At 55.2% G+C, this 21,513-nt stretch carries 18 protein-coding genes; 6 read left to right on the forward strand and 12 right to left on the reverse strand.

Annotated elements, in window-relative coordinates; translation table 11 throughout:
* Window positions 1-3: 3 nt before the first annotated feature.
* From ACR0LH_RS06830 to ACR0LH_RS06840, 3 genes are all read right to left on the reverse strand, one after another.
* Window positions 4-1,407 carry an MATE family efflux transporter gene (locus ACR0LH_RS06830; protein WP_480720216.1) on the reverse strand — a complete coding sequence of 468 codons (1,404 nt, stop codon included), beginning with the start codon at window positions 1,405-1,407 and terminating at the stop codon, window positions 4-6.
* 106 nt (window positions 1,408-1,513) lie between these two features.
* On the reverse strand, window positions 1,514-3,010 hold the full coding sequence (locus ACR0LH_RS06835) for a GMC oxidoreductase (protein ID WP_480720217.1): 1,497 nt from the start codon (window positions 3,008-3,010) through the stop codon (window positions 1,514-1,516).
* On the reverse strand, window positions 3,007-3,186 hold the full coding sequence (locus ACR0LH_RS06840) for a hypothetical protein (protein ID WP_480720218.1): 180 nt from the start codon (window positions 3,184-3,186) through the stop codon (window positions 3,007-3,009). The genes ACR0LH_RS06835 and ACR0LH_RS06840 overlap by 4 nt, the downstream gene beginning before the upstream one ends.
* Window positions 3,187-3,417: 231 nt before the next feature.
* Here ACR0LH_RS06840 and ACR0LH_RS06845 point away from each other — a divergent pair, with 231 nt between their 5' ends.
* The 3 genes from ACR0LH_RS06845 (at window position 3,418) to ACR0LH_RS06855 (ending at window position 6,164) form a co-directional block, all read left to right on the forward strand.
* The gene (locus ACR0LH_RS06845) at window positions 3,418-4,830 is read left to right on the forward strand and encodes a GMC oxidoreductase (RefSeq protein ID WP_480720219.1); all 1,413 of its coding nucleotides are present in this window, start codon (window positions 3,418-3,420) and stop codon (window positions 4,828-4,830) included.
* Window positions 4,827-5,252 (forward strand): hypothetical protein, encoded by a 426-nt coding sequence (locus ACR0LH_RS06850; protein ID WP_170803527.1) that lies wholly within the window; start codon window positions 4,827-4,829, stop codon window positions 5,250-5,252. Before ACR0LH_RS06845 ends, ACR0LH_RS06850 begins: the two co-directional genes overlap by 4 nt.
* Before the next feature lie 210 nt (window positions 5,253-5,462).
* Window positions 5,463-6,164: a DUF3299 domain-containing protein gene (locus ACR0LH_RS06855; RefSeq protein ID WP_480720220.1), complete on the forward strand. Its 702-nt coding sequence runs from the start codon at window positions 5,463-5,465 to the stop codon at window positions 6,162-6,164.
* Window positions 6,165-6,204: 40 nt separating this feature from the next.
* On the opposite strand, the gene ACR0LH_RS06860 is transcribed toward ACR0LH_RS06855, so the two are convergent.
* From ACR0LH_RS06860 to ACR0LH_RS06900, 9 genes are all read right to left on the reverse strand, one after another.
* Window positions 6,205-7,131 (reverse strand): 3-hydroxyacyl-CoA dehydrogenase NAD-binding domain-containing protein, encoded by a 927-nt coding sequence (locus ACR0LH_RS06860; protein ID WP_480720221.1) that lies wholly within the window; start codon window positions 7,129-7,131, stop codon window positions 6,205-6,207.
* On the reverse strand, window positions 7,131-7,844 hold the full coding sequence (locus tag ACR0LH_RS06865; RefSeq protein ID WP_480720223.1) for an SDR family NAD(P)-dependent oxidoreductase: 714 nt from the start codon (window positions 7,842-7,844) through the stop codon (window positions 7,131-7,133). Before ACR0LH_RS06865 ends, ACR0LH_RS06860 begins: the two co-directional genes overlap by 1 nt.
* 103 nt (window positions 7,845-7,947) lie before the next feature.
* Window positions 7,948-8,739, reverse strand: a complete 792-nt coding sequence (locus ACR0LH_RS06870; protein ID WP_480720224.1) for an SDR family NAD(P)-dependent oxidoreductase — start codon at window positions 8,737-8,739, stop codon at window positions 7,948-7,950.
* On the reverse strand, window positions 8,736-10,271 hold the full coding sequence (gene betC, locus ACR0LH_RS06875; protein WP_480720225.1) for a choline-sulfatase: 1,536 nt from the start codon (window positions 10,269-10,271) through the stop codon (window positions 8,736-8,738). Before betC ends, ACR0LH_RS06870 begins: the two co-directional genes overlap by 4 nt.
* Complete coding sequence (locus ACR0LH_RS06880) at window positions 10,268-11,407, reverse strand: aromatic ring-hydroxylating oxygenase subunit alpha (protein ID WP_480720226.1); 1,140 nt, start codon at window positions 11,405-11,407, stop codon at window positions 10,268-10,270. The genes betC and ACR0LH_RS06880 overlap by 4 nt, the downstream gene beginning before the upstream one ends.
* 135 nt (window positions 11,408-11,542) lie before the next feature.
* Entirely contained in the window at window positions 11,543-12,562 is a 1,020-nt protein-coding gene (locus ACR0LH_RS06885; RefSeq protein WP_480720227.1) for a GlxA family transcriptional regulator, read from the reverse strand.
* A 168-nt stretch (window positions 12,563-12,730) separates the two neighbouring features.
* Window positions 12,731-14,056, reverse strand: coding sequence for an HlyD family type I secretion periplasmic adaptor subunit (locus ACR0LH_RS06890; protein ID WP_480720228.1), 1,326 nt, complete (start codon window positions 14,054-14,056; stop codon window positions 12,731-12,733).
* A complete protein-coding gene (locus ACR0LH_RS06895) occupies window positions 14,056-16,152 on the reverse strand; it encodes an ABC transporter transmembrane domain-containing protein (RefSeq protein ID WP_480720229.1) in 2,097 nt (698 codons plus the stop codon). The genes ACR0LH_RS06890 and ACR0LH_RS06895 overlap by 1 nt, the downstream gene beginning before the upstream one ends.
* Window positions 16,149-17,855 (reverse strand): ABC transporter transmembrane domain-containing protein, encoded by a 1,707-nt coding sequence (locus ACR0LH_RS06900; protein WP_480720230.1) that lies wholly within the window; start codon window positions 17,853-17,855, stop codon window positions 16,149-16,151. The genes ACR0LH_RS06895 and ACR0LH_RS06900 overlap by 4 nt, the downstream gene beginning before the upstream one ends.
* A 177-nt stretch (window positions 17,856-18,032) precedes the next feature.
* Between ACR0LH_RS06900 and ACR0LH_RS06905 the strand changes: the two genes are divergently transcribed.
* From ACR0LH_RS06905 to ACR0LH_RS06915, 3 genes are all read left to right on the forward strand, one after another.
* The gene (locus ACR0LH_RS06905; RefSeq protein ID WP_480720231.1) at window positions 18,033-19,172 is read left to right on the forward strand and encodes a hypothetical protein; all 1,140 of its coding nucleotides are present in this window, start codon (window positions 18,033-18,035) and stop codon (window positions 19,170-19,172) included.
* Between the two features lie 395 nt (window positions 19,173-19,567).
* Window positions 19,568-20,698 carry a PA14 domain-containing protein gene (locus tag ACR0LH_RS06910; RefSeq protein WP_480720693.1) on the forward strand — a complete coding sequence of 377 codons (1,131 nt, stop codon included), beginning with the start codon at window positions 19,568-19,570 and terminating at the stop codon, window positions 20,696-20,698.
* 81 nt (window positions 20,699-20,779) lie between these two features.
* The gene (locus tag ACR0LH_RS06915) at window positions 20,780-21,313 is read left to right on the forward strand and encodes a hypothetical protein (RefSeq protein WP_480720233.1); all 534 of its coding nucleotides are present in this window, start codon (window positions 20,780-20,782) and stop codon (window positions 21,311-21,313) included.
* The last annotated feature ends 200 nt before the right edge of the window (window positions 21,314-21,513 follow it).

Genomic DNA, 21,513 nt, shown 5'->3' on the forward strand with positions numbered 1-21,513 from the left:
GACCTACCACCCACGCCGTCCGAACAGCGCCTGCAACCTGTTTTGCCCTGCGAAGGGATCGACGGGCTGAGGGGCGGATAGCCGCGATACAACTCGGCGGACCAACAGCAAACAGACTGTCGCAAAGATCACCCCACCCAATGCCTGCCCCAGCAGCACTCCGGGCGCGCCCGCGACATAGCCGCCTGCAACAGCAAATGGCCAGGTGCCCAGCGTGTGCCGCCCCCAGTTTACCCAAGTTGAATAGACCGGGTGGCCAAGGTTGTTGAAACTGGCGTTCGAAACGAAAATCACTCCGTTGAAAAAGGACGCAAGCGCCAAAGGGCCGCAGAACAGGTAGATCAAGGCACGTGTCTCTCCCTGTGCCTGAAACAGATCCGCGATTGGAGCGCGCAGAAGGAATAGCGTGGCTGCCATCAAACAGACATACACGGCGGTGAATTTAATTCCGGACCAGAAGGCTTCTTTAACCCGATCATAGCTCCCGGCCCCGAAGTTCTGCCCGACGATTGGGCCGATTGCCCCTGAAAGCGCAAAGACGACTGAAAACGCGACCGGCATTAAGCGCCCTATGACGGCCATTCCAGCAACGGCATCCGTCCCGAATTGCGCTATTTCGCGGACGACGATTGCGTTGCCAACTGGGGTTGCAATGTTGGTCAACACGGCCGGAACTGCAATCGCGCGGACAGAGCGAAAGTCTCGGGCCACCTGCCGCAAGGACGGTCGGGCAAACCCTCGGTGTACGCTCACCGCTGGCTTGAGCGCGGCAATCAACATACAGACTCGGGCGATCACCGAAGCGATGGCGGCACCGTCCAGCCCCAGCCCCAGCGCAAAGATAAGGATCGGATCCAATACGGCATTTGTCACTCCGCCATAGATCGTCGCCATCATCGAGCGGCGCGCGTCTCCGTGCGCCCGCAAAACCGCCATTCCAGCCATGGCCAATGCCATGACCCACATCGTCGGCAGAATAATCGAGACGTACCGGACAGCCAGGCGCAACACCTCACCTTCAGCGCCCAGCGTTGAAAGAAGAAAATTTACATTAAACAATACGATAGCAGACACGATTAAACCAAACAGAACGCCCAACGTTGCAACGCTGGTACCAAAGTGTCCAGCGCGATCAGACTGTCCCGCCCCCAGTTCACGTGCGACCAACGCTCCGGCGGCGATCGAAAGTCCGACGTTGATGGAGTTTGTGAAAAACAGCAGAGTTCCCGCATACCCCACAGCCGCGGCCAGTGCGTCGTTGCCGAGCATCGAAATGAACACCATGTCCACGAAGTCGACGGCAAAGATCGCCATCAGCCCGATACTTGTCGTCAGCGACATACGGGTCACGTGCCGCATCAGGCTTCCGGTTAGAAAAACAGCCTTGCCTGACGATCCTGATTGCATTTGATTTCCTGCCCCTCGCTTGCAACCGCAATCTGCCAGTGCGCGACCGATCAGCAACAGCAAAATTCAATGCATCGGCCTGTGCGCTGCATCAGCCCTGTTGGGATTAAGCCGCTAGCCCTGTCAAATGGTCAGCGAGGCGCAAGGATAGCTGGACGATCGTAAAGGTCGGGTTCGCATGGCCGCTTGTGGCGAAAACCCCAGACCCCGCCACAAATAGATTTGGGGCACCGTGCACCTTGCAGTTGGCATCGACAACGCCGGTTTCAGATGTAAGCGACATCCGCGCACCGCCCATGTGATGACTGGAATAGTCGAAATCCAGTTCGTCCAACTCTGCGCGATTCCACAATGTTGGCTCAACGCGCATGCGTCCCAACCCGTTGCGGATCAGAAACCTTGCTGCCTCACCGGTTGAGACGCGCAGAGTTTCGATATCTCTGTTCGTCAACTGCAGATTCAACCCCACGAGCTCTAATCCAAAGCGATCACGATCATTGGTCAACACCAACCGGCTCGCCATGTTGGGCTCTTGCTCACCTATCACACTGGAATCGCCCGTCAGGAAGTAGTCCTCATTGAATTCCAGGTTCTGTATGAAACGGTCGCTACCAGCTTCGTCTTCGCTCATGGGACGTGGCTTCAAAGGCTCAAGGCGAACTGCAGAATTTAGCCACCCATTTCTCAGCATTTGATCCTCGCTCGGGCTCAGGACAAGTTCCGGGCGCGCACGGCGACGCAGGCGCTCGAACTCCCAGGTCGGAGAATGCGAATATAGGCGTTTGGTGATGAAATATCGGCCGTTGTGAACGGTCGGGTGCTCCATGAAACAGCGCCCCACCATATCGTTCTGGTTGCCAAACCGGTTCTCGTTTCTGGCGTTAAGGCTCAGAAGCATTCGGCAATTTTCTATTCCGCCCATGGCAAAGACAAACTGCGCCGCCTTGGCCTGCCCTTTGCCCTCTCCATAGTTGCGGAAATGGGCTTGGGAAATCCTGCCGGTATCGCCATCGACGGTAAAATCGACAACATTGGCGCACAGGACCAGATCGATATTTTCAGCACTCTCAAGATCGCCCAGGTAAAAGCTTCCAAACCGCACAGGATCAATGTTTCGGACTTCGTAGAAAGGCCGGTCTGAGCTGAACCTTTGCGCCACGCTGTCGATCGTTCCTGTCGCATCCGCCGGTTTCCGAATTTCTGACCCGAAACTGCCGGTTTGCAAAACGTGCGCGGCCTCGTCTTGATACGGCTCCAGGTCTTCAAAGCGGATGGGCCAGCCACTTAGGGGAACATCTTCGCGCGGCAGGAAATCCGAGCGGTCCAACAAAACGCATTGTCCACCCCAATGCCCCGTCGTACCGCCCAGCGCCCGCAGCCGAGGCGCAGACAGCGGATAGTAATCGACCCCAAGATTTTCCCCTTCGTAGAGATCCTGCGATTCTGAGGTTACTTCCTGACCTCCGGCTTCCAGCACAAGCACTCGATGACCCGCGTTTGCCAGCTTGAACGCCAGCGTGATACCCGCAGGGCCAGCCCCGATAATGCAGCAATCATATATGTCGTCGAGCGCCGGAACCTCGTCGCGGGCATCAAAGATCATGCCGACAGCTCGCTCTCTAGATCGTTCTCGTCCAGCAGCCACCCCTCAGAGAAGATCAACTTTGGGTCTTCAACACCGGGAAGTGGATTGTCCTGCAATCGCATGAACCCGATCCGCAAGATCGGCGGAACCACAACCAGGGCCGTAAAAAAACCTAGAACGTGCCGTCTTTTCATAGCCTACCTTTAAAAACCATTGCCAAAGCAAACTTGTACCAATTCAAATCCAGGCGGCCCCTCAATCAAGCGGGCACAAAGGACGCCTTGCACAAAATTCTACCGAGGACTTCTATCAAATTGCAAATCCAAATAATCACTGGTTGTTTTTCGCGAGTGCTATATCATCTTTGATCAGATTGCGTATTTTTATTGGTTTTGATCAATCGGTCTTAGGGTCAACAAGTTGTCATGCAGAGATTGTCCTTAGAAGAAGCAAGCTCTCGGGAATGGGATGTCGTGATCGCGGGGTCCAGTTTCGCTGCAATGTTTTTTGGCTGCGGTCTCCCTGATGAACTGGACGTTTTGTACGTCGAAAAAGGGGCCGAATACTCACATAGCGACCAATTGGAACGTGGGTGGGCCGTGCGCGAGAATTTCACGCAGCGAAACTACTCGGGTGAGCACAAGAATTGGGTCGCGTTCTCGCTGTTTGGTGGAAATTCAAACTATTGGTGGGGAAACGCTCCGCGTCTTCATCCGGACGATTTCAGTCTGAATAGCAAATTTGGCGTCGGTAGAGATTGGCCGTTCCTGTACGAAGATATTGAACCGTTCTGGGAAAAGGCAGAAGAGATAATCCAAGTTGCTGGCGGTGAGTGCGAACACATCCTACCCCGCCGCAAACCCTTTCCCTATCCTGGACATATACCTTCGCGCGCCGACGAAGCCTTGCGCGCCTCAAGCCCGCTGTGGGTTCCATTGCCTACAGGCATTTCAAACGGCGGTTCTCGTCCGGTATGCTGCACGAACGGCGTCTGCAGGATTTGCCCTGTGGACGCCAAGTTCACAGTATTGAACGGCCTAGAGGCGCTCAACGCTGCCGGTTCACATGTCCTGCTGGATACCGAAGTCCGCGCGGTCGACATCGAAGGCGGAAAGGCACGCGCTGTCCGCGTAAGAGGTGCGGATGGTTCAGAAGCACGGCTGCGCGCAAATACTGTTGCCCTTGGAACAAACGGTATATTTAACTCTGCCATCCTGAAACGTTCGGGTGTGCAGAACAGCGCTTTAGGTAAATACCTGCACGAACAGGCCGTCATTGACGTCCATGTTGATACAGCCAATATCAAGTCGTTCTACGGCGGAACCTCTGAAACGGGTCACGGGTATCACTTCTATCATGATATAGATCGCAGTTCCGCGGCGGCGGTTCTGATGGAAACTGTTAATGCGCCCGTGTCGATCCGACCGGAACAGGGAAAATGGGCGAACCGCATTCACTTCCGTATGGTCGCCGAAGACATCCCACAGGCAGAAAATCAGGTCATCCTTGAGGATGACGAACCCGTCATTGAATGGCATGGCTACACCGACTACGCAAAACTCGGTTTGGACAGGGCAAAGGCCGGGCTGGTGGACATCATACCCGACACGATTGAGAACGTGGCAGTTTCTCCGCTCCTGGGATCAGAGGCCCATATTCAAGGCACCCATCGCATGGGGACATCACCGGACGACTCTGTCGTGGACGAAAAGATGAGATTACATGGCGCTGCAAACGTGTTTGTTCTGGGGGCCGGGTCTTTCCCATCATGCTCACCAGCCAACCCTACTTTGACAATATGTGCATTGTCGCTCCTTGCATCGGAGGCCGTAGCATGAAGCTTTCACGTCGCAGAATTCTAGCTCTGGGTGCGGGGGCCGTCGGCGTTGGGGTCGCATATCGTGCCATCAAAGGTCACGGGATTGCCGCTCATGCGTTGGACGTGATCAGAACGGTTTACGGCCAGGACATGGCGCAACAAAGTGCCGCCAGTGAGTTTGCGCAAGCCTACGAAGAATTTGTCCTTGAGAAAGGTGCGCAAGGCCGGATGTTGGATATGGTATATTGGTCTGGTCTGGATGACGCCCCATACGTGGAAGACTATCTCAGTCGGATCGACAAGAGCGTGATCGACAAGTTCGCGACGTCCACTAATGTAATCAAGGCCGCCGAGGAAGGTGTACCGCTTGAGTTCTTCACGGTTTTCGATCCCTTCCAGACGCCATGCATGAACCAACTTGGCGCTTATGCCGTCTCATAGTGGCTGTCTCTGACCGATTGCCGGACACAAGGTAGAGCCCCGGTCAAGCCAACCGTAAGGCGCACAGCTATTGACCTGTTTCCCTAAACCGAAGTGCACTATATTGAAGTGAGAGACAGCATCGTGGCGTGGGGAAAGCCTTTGTTTATTGATAAATACTTAAAAGGTTTGGCAATCGCTTGTCTGTCGCTGTCACTGTCAGGTGGCCCCATGAGCGCGGGCATTTCAGTTGATTGGACGGACCTACCCGACCCGACAGTACAGGTGTTTGAAGATCCCTATCGCGATCTTAGCCCTGAACAATTCGACGATGTGCTGTACACCGTGCGGCTGCGCGGCAGGCTGCAACAGGATAGCGGCAGCCCGGAGGAGCGTCAGAAATGGCAAGAACTCCTGAATGAAACCGAAGACGCACTAGCGGCTGAGGGCATAGACATTGACTGGCTTCTTGATCAACGTCAGGTCGTGATGGAGCGCCGGGAAAAAGCCGGAACAGCGGGTAATCCACTATTCGATGGAAAAACGATTACCGTTGCCGGATTTGCCATCCCTGCACCCCCGGACGCGGACGGCATCCAAGTCGCCTACCTGGTTCCCGAGCGGGGCATGTGCAGCCATATGCCCCCTCCCCCTCCGAACCAAATGATCCGGGTGCGACTGCAAGGCGATTGGACCCCGGCCTATGTCCACGAGCCCGTTCGCTTGACCGGACAACTGAAAATTGATCCCACCGATCATCAAATGGTCGTTGTAGACGGCCTTATGCCAATGCGCGCGACCTTTCTGTTGGATGCCGAGCGGGTAGAAACTCTGGAAAATCGAGAGGATCGCCTGGAGTGGAGCGAAAGCGTAGCGGACAAAATTCGCGCCGCTGGTCAACGCAAAACCGGTGGGCAACCAGCATCTGACTGAAACACTGGAACCCCACCTTCACATGAGCGGTCTGATATCCTCAACGCAGTTCCGACACGGATTTTTGTAGCGCCACTATCATCTCATCGCGTCTCTGGGAAAGTTCGGCTGGAGTCTTACCCCGTGCTGCTGCGTGAATGCCGTCGGTCAACTGCTGCTTGATGTCATCGGTCAAATGAATTTGCCCCAGATCGTCCCACCAACCGTTGAATGTTCCCGAAAAATGCTCGCAGAACGCTGAAAGGCCGCCCTCGCCTGCGCCAAGGTTGAACAGCATCGTCGGCCCCATCGCCGCCCATCTCAGGCCCGGCCCGGCCCAAACCGCCTTATCGACATCCTCGACCGAGGCAACGCCAGACACAACCAGATGAATCGCCTCGCGCCAGATCGCGGCCTGTAGTCGGTTGGCAACGTGTCCGGGCACCTCTTTCTTGACGCGTATCGTGGTTTTGCCAAGACTTTCGTAAAAGTTCTGGGCCGCTGCGACTACACCGGGCGCTGTCTTGTCGTTGCCCAGCACCTCAACCAGCGGAATCAAATGCGGTGGGTTGAACGGATGCCCCAAAACAAACCGAGAAGGATCAGCCCAGCCGGGCTGCATCTGCCCAAGGGTCAGCCCCGAGGCGGAACTGGAAACAATGGCCTGCGGTTCAAGCGCGGGCTCGATCAAGGCAAAAGTTGCATGCTTGATATTCAGTCGCTCTGGCACGTTCTCCTGAACGAAACCCGCACCTTCGACGGCTTGGGCTGCGGATTGAGGAAACTCGATCGCGTCGGGGTTCCCGTTCTTCACCAGGCCAAGTTCGGTCATCGCAGCCCATGCATTTTCAATATAGGCGCGCACTTTGGCTTCAGTAGATGGATCAGGGTCAAACAATGAGACCGATCGACCCGAGGCTAGAAACAGCGCGGCCCAACTCGCGCCGATCACGCCCCCACCAAGGCAGGCCGTATGTTGTATATCCATCAGAACATTCCCGGGTTTAACGGAGAAGCCGCAGTCATGCCGCCATCCACTGTAAACATCTGACCAGTCGCAAAACCCGCTTCGTCGGAAGCAAGCCAAACCGCCATGCTTGCGATATCCTCTGGCCAGCCGAACCTTCGGGTTGCGTGCCGCGCCAACGCATCCCGGCGTGCGGCGTCGGGGTCTTTTGCCAGATCGAACCCGGCATCCAACATGCCTGTTTCGACCCAACCGGGACAAATCGCGTTGCAGCGTAGTCGCGGCCCGTGATCGACAGCAATCGACCGGGTTAACCCATGCACAAACGCTTTGGACGCATTATAAAGCGCCATTGAAGGGTCCGCGACGAAAGCGGAAATTGAACCTATATTGATGATGGCGCCTCCATCCGACATCTGCGGAATGAACGCTCTGCAAAGGTTAAATACGCCTTTACAGTTTGTGCCGACCACTGCGTCCCAATCGCTGTCCAGACTATCGACCACCGTCTTTTCGACTTGCACGCCGGCGTTGTTCACAAGGATGTCTAGCCCCGCGCACGCGCTGGCCAATTTCTCAACGGCCGCCACGTCTGTGACATCCAGTGACACCCAAGCGACATCGTCCGCCAAACCTTCCGGCCTTGGCCCGCGTCCGCACGTCGTTACCACGGCCCCTTCAAGCGCAAACGCATCAACTATTCCCCGACCGATCCCCTGTCGACCTCCGGTCACGAGCGCTGTTTTCCCTGCCAGCCGCATCAGTACGCCACCATCTTCATGGTGGTCGGCACATCCTTGGCGTCAGAGAACGCACTGGCCACGACGCTTGGTTTGCTCATAGTTTCATCTGCTGAACCTGCGCGCTCAGCCCTCCGTCTAAAACCCAAAGTTGACCGCTGGCATAGCGCGCCTCGTCCGACGCCAGCCAGTTAACCAGATTGGCGATATCTTCGGGCGTGCCGTAACTGCGCATGGGGTGAACGTCCCGAACGGCCTGCTGCAAGTGGTCAATGGACTGACCGCCCCCGCCGGACCCTTCGCCCGCAAAGAAACTTTGCAGCATGGGCGTATCAACATAACCCGGACATATTGCGTTGACGCGAATTCCTTCGGGTCCGTGATCGCAAGCCATCGCCTTTGTCAGCGCATGTACCGCCCCTTTGGTTGCGCAATATGCGGCAAGGCCGGGGTCCGCGATAAACCCGTCATAGCTGCCGAAATTGATGATCGAGGCAGTTGCCCCTTGGGCTGCCTTGCGCAACAGCGGCAGCGCGTGCTTGGCGGCCAGAAAAGTCCCTGTCACATTCACCGCGAACGAGAGGTTCCACTCCTCAAGCGTTGTCTGTTCTATGGTCTTTTCGATCTCGATACCGGCCGCGTTGACAAGCACATCTAGCTGCCCCGCCTCGCGCCCGACTTGCGCCATCGCCGCAACCACGTCGGCCTCTTGCGTGACGTCGAGCTTAACAAAGATGCTGCCATCGTCATCATGGGCAGCAAGCGACCCCTCTGGCGTCAAGTCAGCGGCATAGACCCGCGCACCTTCCCGCAGGAAACGCGCCACGATCGCTCGGCCGATACCGCCACGCCCGCCTGTGACCAATGCGGTTTTCCCCTTGAGCATCATTCAGAGTTCTCCTTCAACGGCGGATACCGATACCGCTTGGCGGCCACGGTCCAATCCATGTGATTGCGCACATATTCCTGCGAGGCATCGCGCGGCGGATTGTAATCCCATGTCTCGCCCGCCCCCGCCTCCATCGCCGCATGAAGGGCACGACGAGATTTCTGCGTGGCGATCACGTCGGCGCGCAGTCTCTCGCTATCCCAACGCTCTGCAACCTCGTCCGCGAATTGCTTGGCAAGCGACGCATAGGCAGGATCAGCGGCCACGTTGGTCTTTTCGTGCGGATCCTGCGCCAGATCATAAAGCTGCGGTGGGTCCGGGTCGCAATGAATGTATTTCAGCGTCCCTCTTCGGATCATGAAAACCGGGTATGGCGTCATCTCGGCGCAGTATTCGCCAATGGCTTCGTCCACCGGGTCATGCTCTCCTCGCGCAAGAGGTAACAGCGACCGGCCGTCCACGGGCTCTCCGAACATGTCCGGCGTTCCACCGGCAAGGTCCACGAAGGTTGGCAGCAGGTCCACAAGTGAACAGGCATTGCCAGCCACACCCTGAACAACGCCCGGTCCGGCCATGATCAACGGAACGCGGGCCGAGTGTTCAAAGAAGTTCATTTTGTACCACAGACCTCGTTCCCCCAGCATGTCACCGTGATCCGCAGTCACGACAACCAGCGTATTGTCCAACTCACCAATATCCTTCAGCGCGCGCACCATTGCCTCGACCTTGCTGTCGAAATAGCTGACATTTGCCAAATACGCGCGGCGTGCCCGTTGGATTTCCTCTTGGGTCAGAGGGAAATAGCTTGCCTCGATCCCGTCCATCACGCGGCGCGAGAACGGGTCCTGTTCGTCCGGATTGAGCGTAAACTCCGGCATCGGCACATCGGCGTCGGAATACAGGTTCCACCACTCTGGCTTTGCAACATAGGGGTCATGAGGATGAATGAAGCTGGCCACCAGACAAAAGGGCGCGTCATCCCCGCCTGCGCGCTCTCGCCCGCGGGCGATCAGCCAACGGCGGGCCGCGAACTCAACCTCGTCATCGTAGTCCGTCTGGAAGGTTGCGATTGCCTCGCCACTTTCCTTGACCGTCTGCATGTTGTGATACCATTTGTCGATCCGCTCGTCCGGTGCTTCCCAGTCCGGCGTCCAGGCAAAATCGGCGGGGTAGATGTCGGTCGTGACCCGATCCTGAAACCCGTGCTTCTGGTCTGGTCCGACAAAATGCATCTTACCGGACAGACACGTCCTGTATCCCAGCGACATAAGGTAATGCGCAAAGGTCGGGACCGAGGCGCGAAACTCGCTGGCATTGTCATAGGCCGCAATCCGGCTGATCAGTTGCCCGGACATGAAAGCAAAGCGCGACGGAGCGCAAAGCGGCGAGTTGCAGTAGGCCGCATCAAACCGCATACCGCGCTGCGCCAACGCATCAATATGCGGAGTTTTCACCGTTGGGTGGCCGTATGCACCGCAAAAATGGGGCGCCAACTGATCGGCCATGATCACAACGATGTTGGGCCTGTTCACGGCGCGGCCTTCGCATAAGCATCAAGCACCAAGCCATGAAAGTGGTGAACGGCATGTTCCGACTTACCCGAACCGCTGGGGTCGTGAACGATACGGCCCTGCGTGAAGGCCGGAGTGCTCATCCCACGCTGGACGCTTTCAACGATGTCGATGTCTTCGCGTTGCAGAACCTCATCCAGATAGCGGATCGCCTCTAACTCGGCCTCGTCAGGCTGGGGTGTTTCCAAATAGAAATCATAGGTTTCCAGCGTCCGATCCGGGCCAATTGGGATGATGTTCAGCACGATCATGGACGATCGCCCAGGATACCGCATCAGGCAGGTCGTGGGCCACAGCCACCAAACCGCGTGCGTCCGCACGGTTGCGTTGGACACGTCATAGGCGGTGTTGCTGCTTTTACCGGCTTCGGCCATATGGCTGGAATAAATGCCGTAGGTCGTCACCTTGTAGGTGTCCATATCGACCAGATCGCAGAAATCCTTGTGGGCAGTCGGGCAGTGGTAACATTCCAGAAAGTTGTCGACGACATTCTTCCAGTTCGACTTGATGTCATAGGTCAGCCGGTGCCCAAATGTCAGGTCTTCGATATCCGGTGCCCAGTGGCGTATCTCGGTCTGTAGATCGCCCGAAACTTCGGTCAGAGGACGCGCCTCGTTATCGAGGTTCACAAACACGAAGCCCGCGAATTCCTCGACCTGAACCTGATCCAGACAGATGTCCGACGTGCTGAAACCTGTCAGGTTTTCGGTTTCCGGAGCGCGGACAAGCTGTCCGTCCAGCTTGTAAACCCACGCATGGTACGGGCACATGATCCGAGTGGTCTCGCCCTCGCCAGACAACAGGTGGTGCGCACGATGTTTGCACACATTATAGAAAGCACGGAGCGTCCCCTCGCGGTCGCGAACGACGGCAATCGGGCGGTTCGCAATCTCAACCGTCACAAAAGACCCCGGTGTCCGCAGCTTTTCGACATGGCACACCCATTGCCACGTCTTGGCGAGGATTTCGTTCAAATCCACCCGGTGCCAGGCCGGATCAACGTAGGCTTCGGCCTTCAATGAGCTGGTGTTGAAAGGGTCAGGGCTGAACCCATCGGAAATTCGGGCGAATTGTTCTTTGGAGGGAAGCTCACTCATCGGCAACTCCACAAACTGGGCCGAACGTGGACCCGGTGACAGAATGGTAGAGTGTATGATCCGCTGAAATCCGACGATCGGCTTAACTTTTCTCGCCGTCAGTTTAACAATTCACGCCATATTGCAAAAGTTAACTTACCCGACTTGAGGCTTGCGATACATGGGCCAGGCACGAAACTCAAACGGCACACGACCTTCGATCCTGTCCTGACTTGGGGACAACCCAAACCGTTCTTTATATGAGCGGCTGAAATGGACGAGGCTCGAAAAACCGGACGCCACGGCGACCTCGGCGATCGGCATATCAGTCTGCGTGACCAACCCCCGCGCCCGATCCAGTCTTATGTCCCGGTAATAAAGAGCCGGTGTCTTCTTAATGTACGTCGCAAACAATCGGTCAAGTTGACGCTGTGAAAGGCCGGCTGCCTTGCTGATCTGAGGAACCGATAACGGTTCTTCCAGATTAGCTTCCATCGTCTGGATCGCCGCTCGCAGCTTTGCCGGAATGGTTGTGCCCAAGGGTTCGTTGACTTCGGGCTGCTGCAAATCCGCCGCCCCCCTCAACCTGTCATGAAAAACATACCTTGCGGCTGCATTCGCCAGGGCGCTGCCGTGAATATTCAGCAGGATTTGCAGTGCGAAATCGACGGTCGCGGTACCTCCGCAACACGTCACGCGATTGCCATCAAGGACGAACAGGTTTTCAACGACCGCCACGTCAGGAAACAGTTCCTGAAAGGCGTCGATATGCTCGTAATGTACCGTCGCTCTCTTACCCTTGAGAAGCCCGGCCTGCGCAAGGATGAACGCACCCGTATCCAACGCGCCCAATATGGCACCACCGCGCGCCCAGTGTCGCAGAGCATTTCCGATCCTTGCGGTCACGTGTTTCACAGGCGTCCAACTGGACGAAACGATAACCACGTCGAATTCCCTGGTAACCACCTGATCCAAGGCAAGCGTATTGATGCCCGCTCCGTTGCTGGAAACGCAATAACCGCCCGCTTCTGAAACGAACTCCCACCTGAAATATTGCTTTCCGTCCAGATAGTTCGCTGCACGAAAGGGATCAATGAACTCCATGGTTGCGGCCATATTGAAACTTGGCGCAACCAGAACAAGCAATCGGGTTTCAGACCTCTCGGACTTGGACATTCGACAGCAACCTCTCGACGAGACTCTGACTGCAACAAGATAGCTTTTGGGTGCCCGGCGCAAGCAAAGCCTGAAGCGCCCTTTACAATAACGGGAGGGGCATCCCCTGGCCTTGATGTTGACGACCATGCCTGTCGTACGAAATTCGATGCTCACCCCAGAACCAGGCTACCTTTCATTGAATGCACGATCCATGGTCAGTTGGACAGGTTTCAACAGGTAAGCAAGCATCGTCTGCTCGCCGGTTGTCATTTCAGCAACGACTGTCATTCCTGCTTGCAAGGGACGTGCCAAACCGCCTTTACCCACCTTGGAGTTGTCCAAGACAATTGAAGCTCGAAAGTAGGTTTCACCTGTTTTCTCGTCCGTCAACGGCACCGGGTACACAGATTTCAAACGCCCCTCGGCTTTGCCAAAACGACGTGCATCATAGGTGTCTACGCTGATTGAAACGGGTTGATCGGTTTTGACATGACCCACCTCAGAATTCGGGATGCGAGCTTCGACGACAAGTTCGTTTCGGGTCGGCAAAAGTTCAAAAAGCGTTTCGCCTGGCGCTATGACTTCACCAGGATTGGGATAAACCACCGCCTGAACGATGCCTCGTGTAGGCGCAACAATGCGCATGTCGTCCAACTTTGCGTTCACTATCTCAAGAGAGATTTGCAGTTGGCGCCGCTCACGCTCCAACTCGGAAATACGGCTCAGCATTTCATCATGTAGCGCCAGCGTCTCCTGCTTCATGGATGCCTCGGCCAGGACCCGCGCGCTGTGCGCTTCAGCCAGACGGACTTGCGCGTCCGAAGCGACGGCGCGCACAACGTCGACTTCATCTTCCTCCTCAAGAAAGTCACTCAGCGACTTCAGCCCTTGCGCCTGCAACTTTGCATATCGCACCAAACCCTCTTCTTTTTTGGCGAGTCGCTGCTGCGCGGAGACGGCAGCGGCTTTCAGTATTTCCAACATTTCCCCTTGCCGCTGAACCGAGACTTTGTGGATCTTCTGACTTTCGGAATAGAGCCTCAATTTCGCGGACGCCATAAACATGCCTTCTTGCTCAAGCGCCGCAAAATCCGCCTCTTTCAGATTTTCGGAACCGTTCAAGACACTCAGGATCGTGTTGGCGTTGAGCAATTCTTGCTCAACAGCAGAGAGTTGCGCAGCGCTCACGTCACGCTCTTGCGTGAGGTCGGGATGATCTAACTGGACCAACGCATCTCCGGCTTCGACGATTTGACCGTTGTGCACATAAACTTCACTTACGATCCCGCCATGCATTGTTTCGATTTTTGGATATTCACCAAACGGCATGATCGTACCAGGGGCACGTGTAATTTGTGGAACGTTGGTCCACCCCGCAAGGACAACCAGACTGCAGACCAATCCCGAAATTGTCAGCGCCAGAAACGCTGCAAACCTCGGGCGTTTTACGCGGTGCCTGCGTGCAGCCTGGACCGATGATCCTGTTTTGGAGTTCTTTTTGAGAAAAGGCATCACGACTGTCCCCCGAGCGTTTTTAACACTGCTTGTAGCTTCTTGCGCCCAACCTCACCGGTCGCATTCACGGCAACCCGGTCGCCGTTCAGGTAGATGAAGCGGTCGGCGATTTGGATGAATGAGCGATCAGCCGTCGAAATCACAACGGTTCTATGCCCCCTCTGGGCGCGAACCCACTCTTTGAAACGTTCACGTTTGTGGTCAGACAAGCCATTCGTGGGCTCTGAAAACAAGTGCACCGAAGAACGCCGCAGAATGCTGCGCGCAATCGTAAGGGATTTAAGCGTCTCGTCCGACATTCGAGCAAGAACCGCGTCCGTCAGCCGCGTATTGATCCCATCCGAAAAATGCTCGGCCTCACAAGACAGACCCATTTTCGTCAACGACGCCTCAATTTCAGGATCGCTTGCGCCAATGTCAGCCAGCCGGAGGTTTTGGGCGATAGTTCCGTAAAATAGTGAATCATCACTGATCGAGTAGGAAACGGACTTGCGCAATTCATCCTTGGCGATCTGGCGATTGTCGATGCCGTCATGCTCAATAGACCCGGCCAAGGGAGATTGAAGGCCGTGGATAAGATCAAGGACGGCAGTACGACTAGCGGCGTCGCTGCTCATGATCAGGACGATTTCGCCCGGCGCACAGTCAAAGCTGACTTGCGACAGGACCGGCGCACTCAAGGGGTCAGGTCGAAAGGTTACAGACGAGAAACCAATCGCGCTGGTCAAGGTTTTCAGGTGAGTCTTTTCAAGGCCAAGCTCCATTTCCTCGTGCAGAGCAAGCACGCGATTGGCCTGATCGCGGCTGTTTCTGTACGCCAGCACCTGCGGAAAACTGGAATACAGAGACTGGAGCGGCATCAGGACTTTGGAAACGAGTGCAATAGAAGCAATCAGAGCACCGAAGCTCAGGCTTCCATTGATCGCCCCATGCGCGCACAGGATAATAGCACCTGTAATGGCCAACGCAGTAACCGATTGTGCAAGTGATTGACAAAAAGCTTGAAATTGCCGCGCCCGCCGCACGGCGCCTTCGGCTGCTTCAACCAACGGCTGGCTGCGTTGCGCCCAACGGTGCGCCATACCCAGGTTAACAAGAGCCCGCTGATGAAAAATAGCATCTTGAATTGCTGACTGACTGGCAGCCACTGCCACAGCAGAGTCGCGATCCAGCCGTTGTTGCAGCGGTATCGTGACAAAGCCAAGCAGCCCTAGAAACACGGCAAGCCCCAACGACAAAAACGCCACTGGTGGTGCCAAATAAAGCAATACCAGAAAGAAAATTACAACGAATGGCAGATCAAGCAGGGCCGTCATGACCTGACCTGTAAAGAGGTCTCGCAAAGCCTCAAACTGCCGGAACCGCGAAAGCTGTTGAGTGACTTCGGACTTTTGCAATTGAGCCAGAGGCAAAACCATCAACTTGCGAAACAGCGCGATCATCAACTGACGTTCGCCGCGCCAACCGATATAGGCCAGCGCCTTGGTACGCGCGTGTCTAAATGCAACATCTGCGACCACGACAAGCACCGCGCCTATGGTCAGTGAGATAAGCAGATTGGCGGATCCAGCAGGGATGACCTTGTCATAGATTGCCATGATCAACAAAGGGGGCAACAGGCCCAAAATATTTGACAAGAACGAAGAAGACAGCAGCCAGGGCATCATGGGCCGCAACTCTTGAAACGCATTCTGGACGGTCTCTGGCTGCTGTTCCGCGTGTCCTCCGACAGCGCGGTCGATGCGAATGACCGTACAGAGATTGCCCCCCGGCCCCATATACCGCAGATCAGGGTTTTGACTCTCACTTACCTGCAGATATGCGCCAACCCTGCGCAACGCCAAATAGCAGGAACCGTCGTCAGAAATAACCAAGGCGGGACAGTCCTGATCCGTGATTTCCCGTTCACGGCATCTCTTGGTCGAGAATGGTAATTTCAGATTTTGAAGGGCGCCACAGATATCCTCAAGGCTCAGATCCTCGGACAGATGAGGCAATGCTTCGCTGAGTGTCGATTTGCTGTTTCTCCACCCAACAGAGATCAGCAACTGGTGCAGCAGTTGACTCGCGATCAGCGTATTTACAACGGTCATGCTACCCCCTTGAACAGTAGTTCAGCTTCGGCTCGCTCAGATGCAGCATCGGCCGCCCAAGCTGCCAGTTCATCTTTGTTTTCCGCACGCAACCGGATGGATTGACTACCCAATCGCATCATCCGAGGGTCAGGGCTGACCATGATGATTGTGGGTCGGTCAGGCATAGACGCCAGGTAGTCGGCAAGCGCCTGACGTTCGGGCGTGTCCAGAACAGAGGTCGGCTCGTTCAGCAGCAATATTCGCGGACGTATCGCCAAGGCCCGTGTCAGAGCGATCAACTGTCTGTTAACCGGGTTCTTCTCGAAGGCGCCGCCCGAACTGAGCCTTGTGTTGTATCCCATTGGAAGGCGATGGATACGCTTCTCCAACCCTAGTGCTGCGGCTACGTTTTTCGCTCGCTCGGTCATTTCCGCATCACCGAATGCGCTCAGATTTTCCAACAGTGTGCCCGAAAAGATTGCGGGTTCGGTTTCAAGCACGACCAGAGCCGACTGCCCTTTTTGGTGCGCCCGCTGTGAAGCCGATAACCCATCGATCAGGATCTCACCCTTGTCTGGGTTTTGTTGGCCGGAGACCGCATCAAAAAAAGCGTCCACCATCCAACTTTCCTCTGCCTTAACCAGAAGGGTCTCAGACCTGGAAACTCTGAAATTCACCTCCGACAATGATCGGCCTTCTTCGCCTTGTCGCTTCAGGGACAAGTTGGAAACGGTTATTTCACCTGTAAGCGCGCGAGTGTCGTCGCCAGCCCCACACAACTGTTCAAGTTTTTCCATTTCGTCCACCCGACTATTGGCTATGGCAACACTCTCGGCCTGAACCCAAAGCGCCATAATCTTCGTCAGAGGTTGAGTAATGCGACCGTTCAACAGCATACATGCCGCCAACTCTGCCACCCCAATATGGGTCAGGATGACCAGGTAGGCTCCCATCAGCCCCGTTGCCACAACGGACGCCTGCGCGATCGTCGCGCCAAAACTTTGTGAAAACCCCGAGAACTGAATGAGTTTCCTACTGATGTTGACGGTCTGATCCTCCAGCATCTCAAAACGTCGGGCCATCTGAGGTTCCATCCTGTTGGCCTTAACCGTCGGAATGTTGGAAAGAATCTCAAAAAGAAAAGAATACCGCTTTGTATCCAATGACTTCCGCTGTCGAAACAAACCCCACTGGGCGCGCTTCATCACAAGCGAAAAGACAATCACGGCACAGAAAACGGAAAGCGGCACAAGAACAAGCCAGCCTCCGATCAGGCCAATCATGATTGCGAATAAAACAGTAAAAGGAAGGTCAATAGCTAGAACCTGCCGCTGCCCCGCTTGATGATCCCGAAGCTGACCAATTGCGGCATGTCTCTCAGCAAAGGTGCTTGCGGGCTGTTTAGAAAAAGCTGCGGTATTTGCAGACAGCACTTTAGTTAGGAAGTGTTGGTGATTTGCAATGGCTGCTTCTTCTGCCGCAGCCGACAAGAGAACTGCCCTGCTCTGACGCAAAATCAGCTCGAGCCCCGCGCATACCACCAGCGCAATGGTCAAAATTCGCAGGGTTTCGATTGATTGAAACGGGATGATCCTGTCGAATATCAACAAAACGGAAATAGGCATCACAAGCGACAGAATGTTCAAAGTAAGCGATGCTGCCCACACGGGGACGCTCACCTGAGACGATGAACGTTGGCCTGCGAATCCGCTCGTTTCCATTGTGATGCTCACTTGTTTGGCTTCTGTGCCAAAGCTGGCTTTCGTTGATTTAGAAAGCGTAAACTCCGCCCCCCAGAGAACAGATAATACATTTAAATTTTAGATACTTAGATCACACCTTTCGTCCTTTGGCGTGCTACCGATCAAGGAATCGGTGCACAACGCAAGGGGCGGGTCATGAGCGGTTTCAAGAATGGTCTTGAGTATCACACGCAGTCATTGAAGTCGGATCAGGACGAGAAACTGGAGATAGCGTCTAGGGCCAGCAAAACCGGTGCGGAATATAGCGACGATCCGACCCGAAGCACCTTGCACACTGGCGAATTTGTTTCCGGTAGGCTGGAAGACCGCGAGCGTATGGAAGGTTCCCCGAGTGAGCTAGGATACAATTCCACCGGCGACCAACCGACGCAAAACACCGTGGAAACAACAACCGACCAGACAGACCCTTTGGTTGGTAGGCCTTTTGCCAGCGGCCAAAGCCCAGTAAGCACGCAGTCGCAAGACCCCGACCCCATGGCAACCTCCAACAGTGAACTTCCGCCAATCTCGCAGGAAACGCCCCAAACCACGGCCAGTCTAGTGGATGCTCCTAAGGCGGAGGTTCCTTTGGCGGGCGCTCCTCATCTTTCTGAAAAGAGTCCAACCAGCGATGCCTCTTCTGCCGAGGACGAAGTCAATGTCGCACCGGACTCGGTCGCGATTGATGGTACCACGGTCGCAGAGAACACCTCGGGTGCTGTGGTCGGGACAATTACAGTCATTGATCCTAACGAAAGCGACACCCATAGATTTGCAGTATCCGATGATCGTTTTGAGGTCGCTGACGGCCAACTCCGACTTAAACCCGGCGTTGCGCTAAACTTCGAGAATAGCGAACAAATTGATATAGATGTGACGGTCACCGATGAAGATGGCCTTAGCCTGACAGAACGCTTTTCGGTTAGTGTTCTGGATGTAAACGAAGCCCCGACGGGGTTGAGCCTCAATAACGCCACTGAAAACCTGATAAAGAACGGTGGCTTTGAAGATTTTGAGGCGGATAACGGAGGCTTGGGCGTTTCCGCGGGCAATGAAGCCAGCGCTTGGAAAATGCCCACGGGATTGAAGTTCGGAACAATTTTCAAAGTGCCGAGGCTTCGGAAGGCACCAATTTCATTGAGTTGGACAATGAACGTGGGCTCGACAGCGTTTCGCAAACCATCACAACCGACAAAGGCCAGCTATACGACCTTGGCCTTGATCTGCGCGAACGCCTTGCCGACGGAACCGATCCAATCGAAGTGTATTGGAACGGAAACCTTATCGCCGAGCTGAATCCGCAATCCACCGATTGGGAAGCATTCCAGCTCCGAGTTGTCGGAACCGGGCAAGACAAGCTGGAGCTTCGTGAAGCCAGCGACCAGAATGACAGTTTGGATGCCCTGGTCGACAACATCTCGTTGACAGCCGCAACACAGACTGTCGCCGAGAACATCAAGGGTGCCATAGTCGGGCAAATCAGTTTTGACGATCCCGACGAAGGAGACACACATCGGTTCGAGGTATCCGATAGCAGGTTTGAAGTTTCCGGCGGCCAGTTGCGCCTCAAACCTGAAATGGCGCTGAATCACGAAGAAGGCGATACGATCAGTGTTGACGTAACGGTCATTGACAACGAAGGCCTCAGCGAAACCCAAAGCTTTTCCGTAAACGTGGCTGACATGGCTGAAATGTCATTCTCGACCGGGTTTCGCACCAAGTATTTCGACATTGATGCCCGCCCAACCGACCTTGATGATATTGATTGGAATGGGCTTCCTTTTCATCAAGAGCTTAAACCCGACGTCAGCTTTGAACGTGGCGAGCACTCAGCCGGGCAAGGTGGACCGAAAAACCTGTCCGGCATTGAGGTCACAGGGAATATTCAGATCGAAGAAGGCGGAACTTTCTCGTTTTTTCTGGACGGTAGCAAAAGCGCGAGTCTTTGGGTCGACGGCGTGAATGTCATCGAAAGCGATGGGGTGAGAGGTTTGAAGAACCGTTCGGGTGAGATTGAGCTTGAACCGGGCACGCATGCTATTGAACTGAGGTATGTTGAACACCCCGGCCGCCACGGTCTGCAATTAGAGCTGGAAGGGCCAGGTATTGATGGGCGCGAACTGGTTTCTGCCCCGGAACTCGCCGAGGCCCAGACAGTGTCCGGCATGCCCATAACCTTCGACGTTGACCCCGGAGCCTTGGATTTATCAGAAGATTCCCGTTTTAGTCTTAAGAACTTGCCCGAAGGAACCATCGTGGAGGCTGGCCCTGAGGTTACCGTCGCGGACGCAGGGGGATCCGTTGAACTGACAGGTTGGCAAGGAGACTTGCTGGTAATTTCTCCGCCCTCGGATTTCACTGGCACCATCGAAGCAGAGCTTCACTATTCCATGAACGGTGGCGAAAGCGGCGGCCTTGATGCACTTCAGACACTTACCTTTGACGTTCACCCCGCCCACCTCAACCTTCCGAGCGCCGAGCTGGTCGGTGGCTTTCGGGCCAGCTATTTCGACGTAGATCACAGGTTGACCAAGCTGAATGACATCAACTGGGACGGCGAGCCGACGCATCAGGAGCTTGTGCCCGAAATCAATTTTGAAAATGGTCACGGATCCTTTTGGGAGGGTGGCTCGAAAGATACGTTCGGGGCGCGGCTCACCGGAAAAATCTCGGTCGAAGAAGGCGGTGACTATACCTTTTTTGCAGGGGGTGACGACGGCGTCGAAGTGCTCATCAACGGTGAGAAAGTTATAAATAATGATGGCTTACATTCTTTTCGCACACGCACGGTCGAGGTTGAACTGGACCCCGGAACATATTAAATCGAAGTTCGGTACTTCGAGAATTACGGCCGCGCCGGTCTGAAACTTGAATGGGAAGGCCCGGACACTGAGGGCCGAGAAATGGTTCGCGCCGATCTTGACACTTCGGTCGAAGCAAACGGCACATTTGAGCTTGGCATCGACTTGCAGGACACAAGCGACCAAGGGTTCGCGTCGATTGACGGTTTACCGGCTCAGACTCTCATCATCAGCGGCGATGACACGGCTTTGTCGGATGGTGGGGCAGTTGACTTGCAAGGGTGGGATTTGAACCTGCTGGAAATCTCACCCCCGCCGGGATTTGAAGGGACAATAAACGCGGAAATAATTGTTTCAGATAAGGGATTTAATGGCGCGCAAGTGACGTCTGTCAACTCGTTCTCGCTGGAAGTTGGGCAAACCAATGGCTTGGCGAAGGGCATGATGCCAGACGAAATGGAACCCTTGTCTCTGGCCCCCGATACAATGCAGGACTCATGCCTTGCTTGGGATATGGATCAAACGAGTCAAAAGGAGGCCGAGGACACAGACGTCATGACAGAGGAGGTTCTCAGCAGCCACGATACCCAGATTTCCTGTATCGACACGGACAGCTATGAGCGCGCGGACTGGTAGTCATCACATTCGTTGATCAGTAAACAGACCGCTTCGGCACCCCCCTTCCTGAGCGAGCCGTTCATTCGCTAGGGTTCCGGTGATCATTGGCCTTTCAACTAAATTCGCTGGAGCCACTAGCATCCGAACATCACCTACCCACCGGGTCTATCCGATATACCGTTTTCTGACGGGACTATTATTCGGCTTCTCGACTAGGA

It is taken from the genome of Ruegeria sp. CL6 (genome assembly GCF_056536465.1).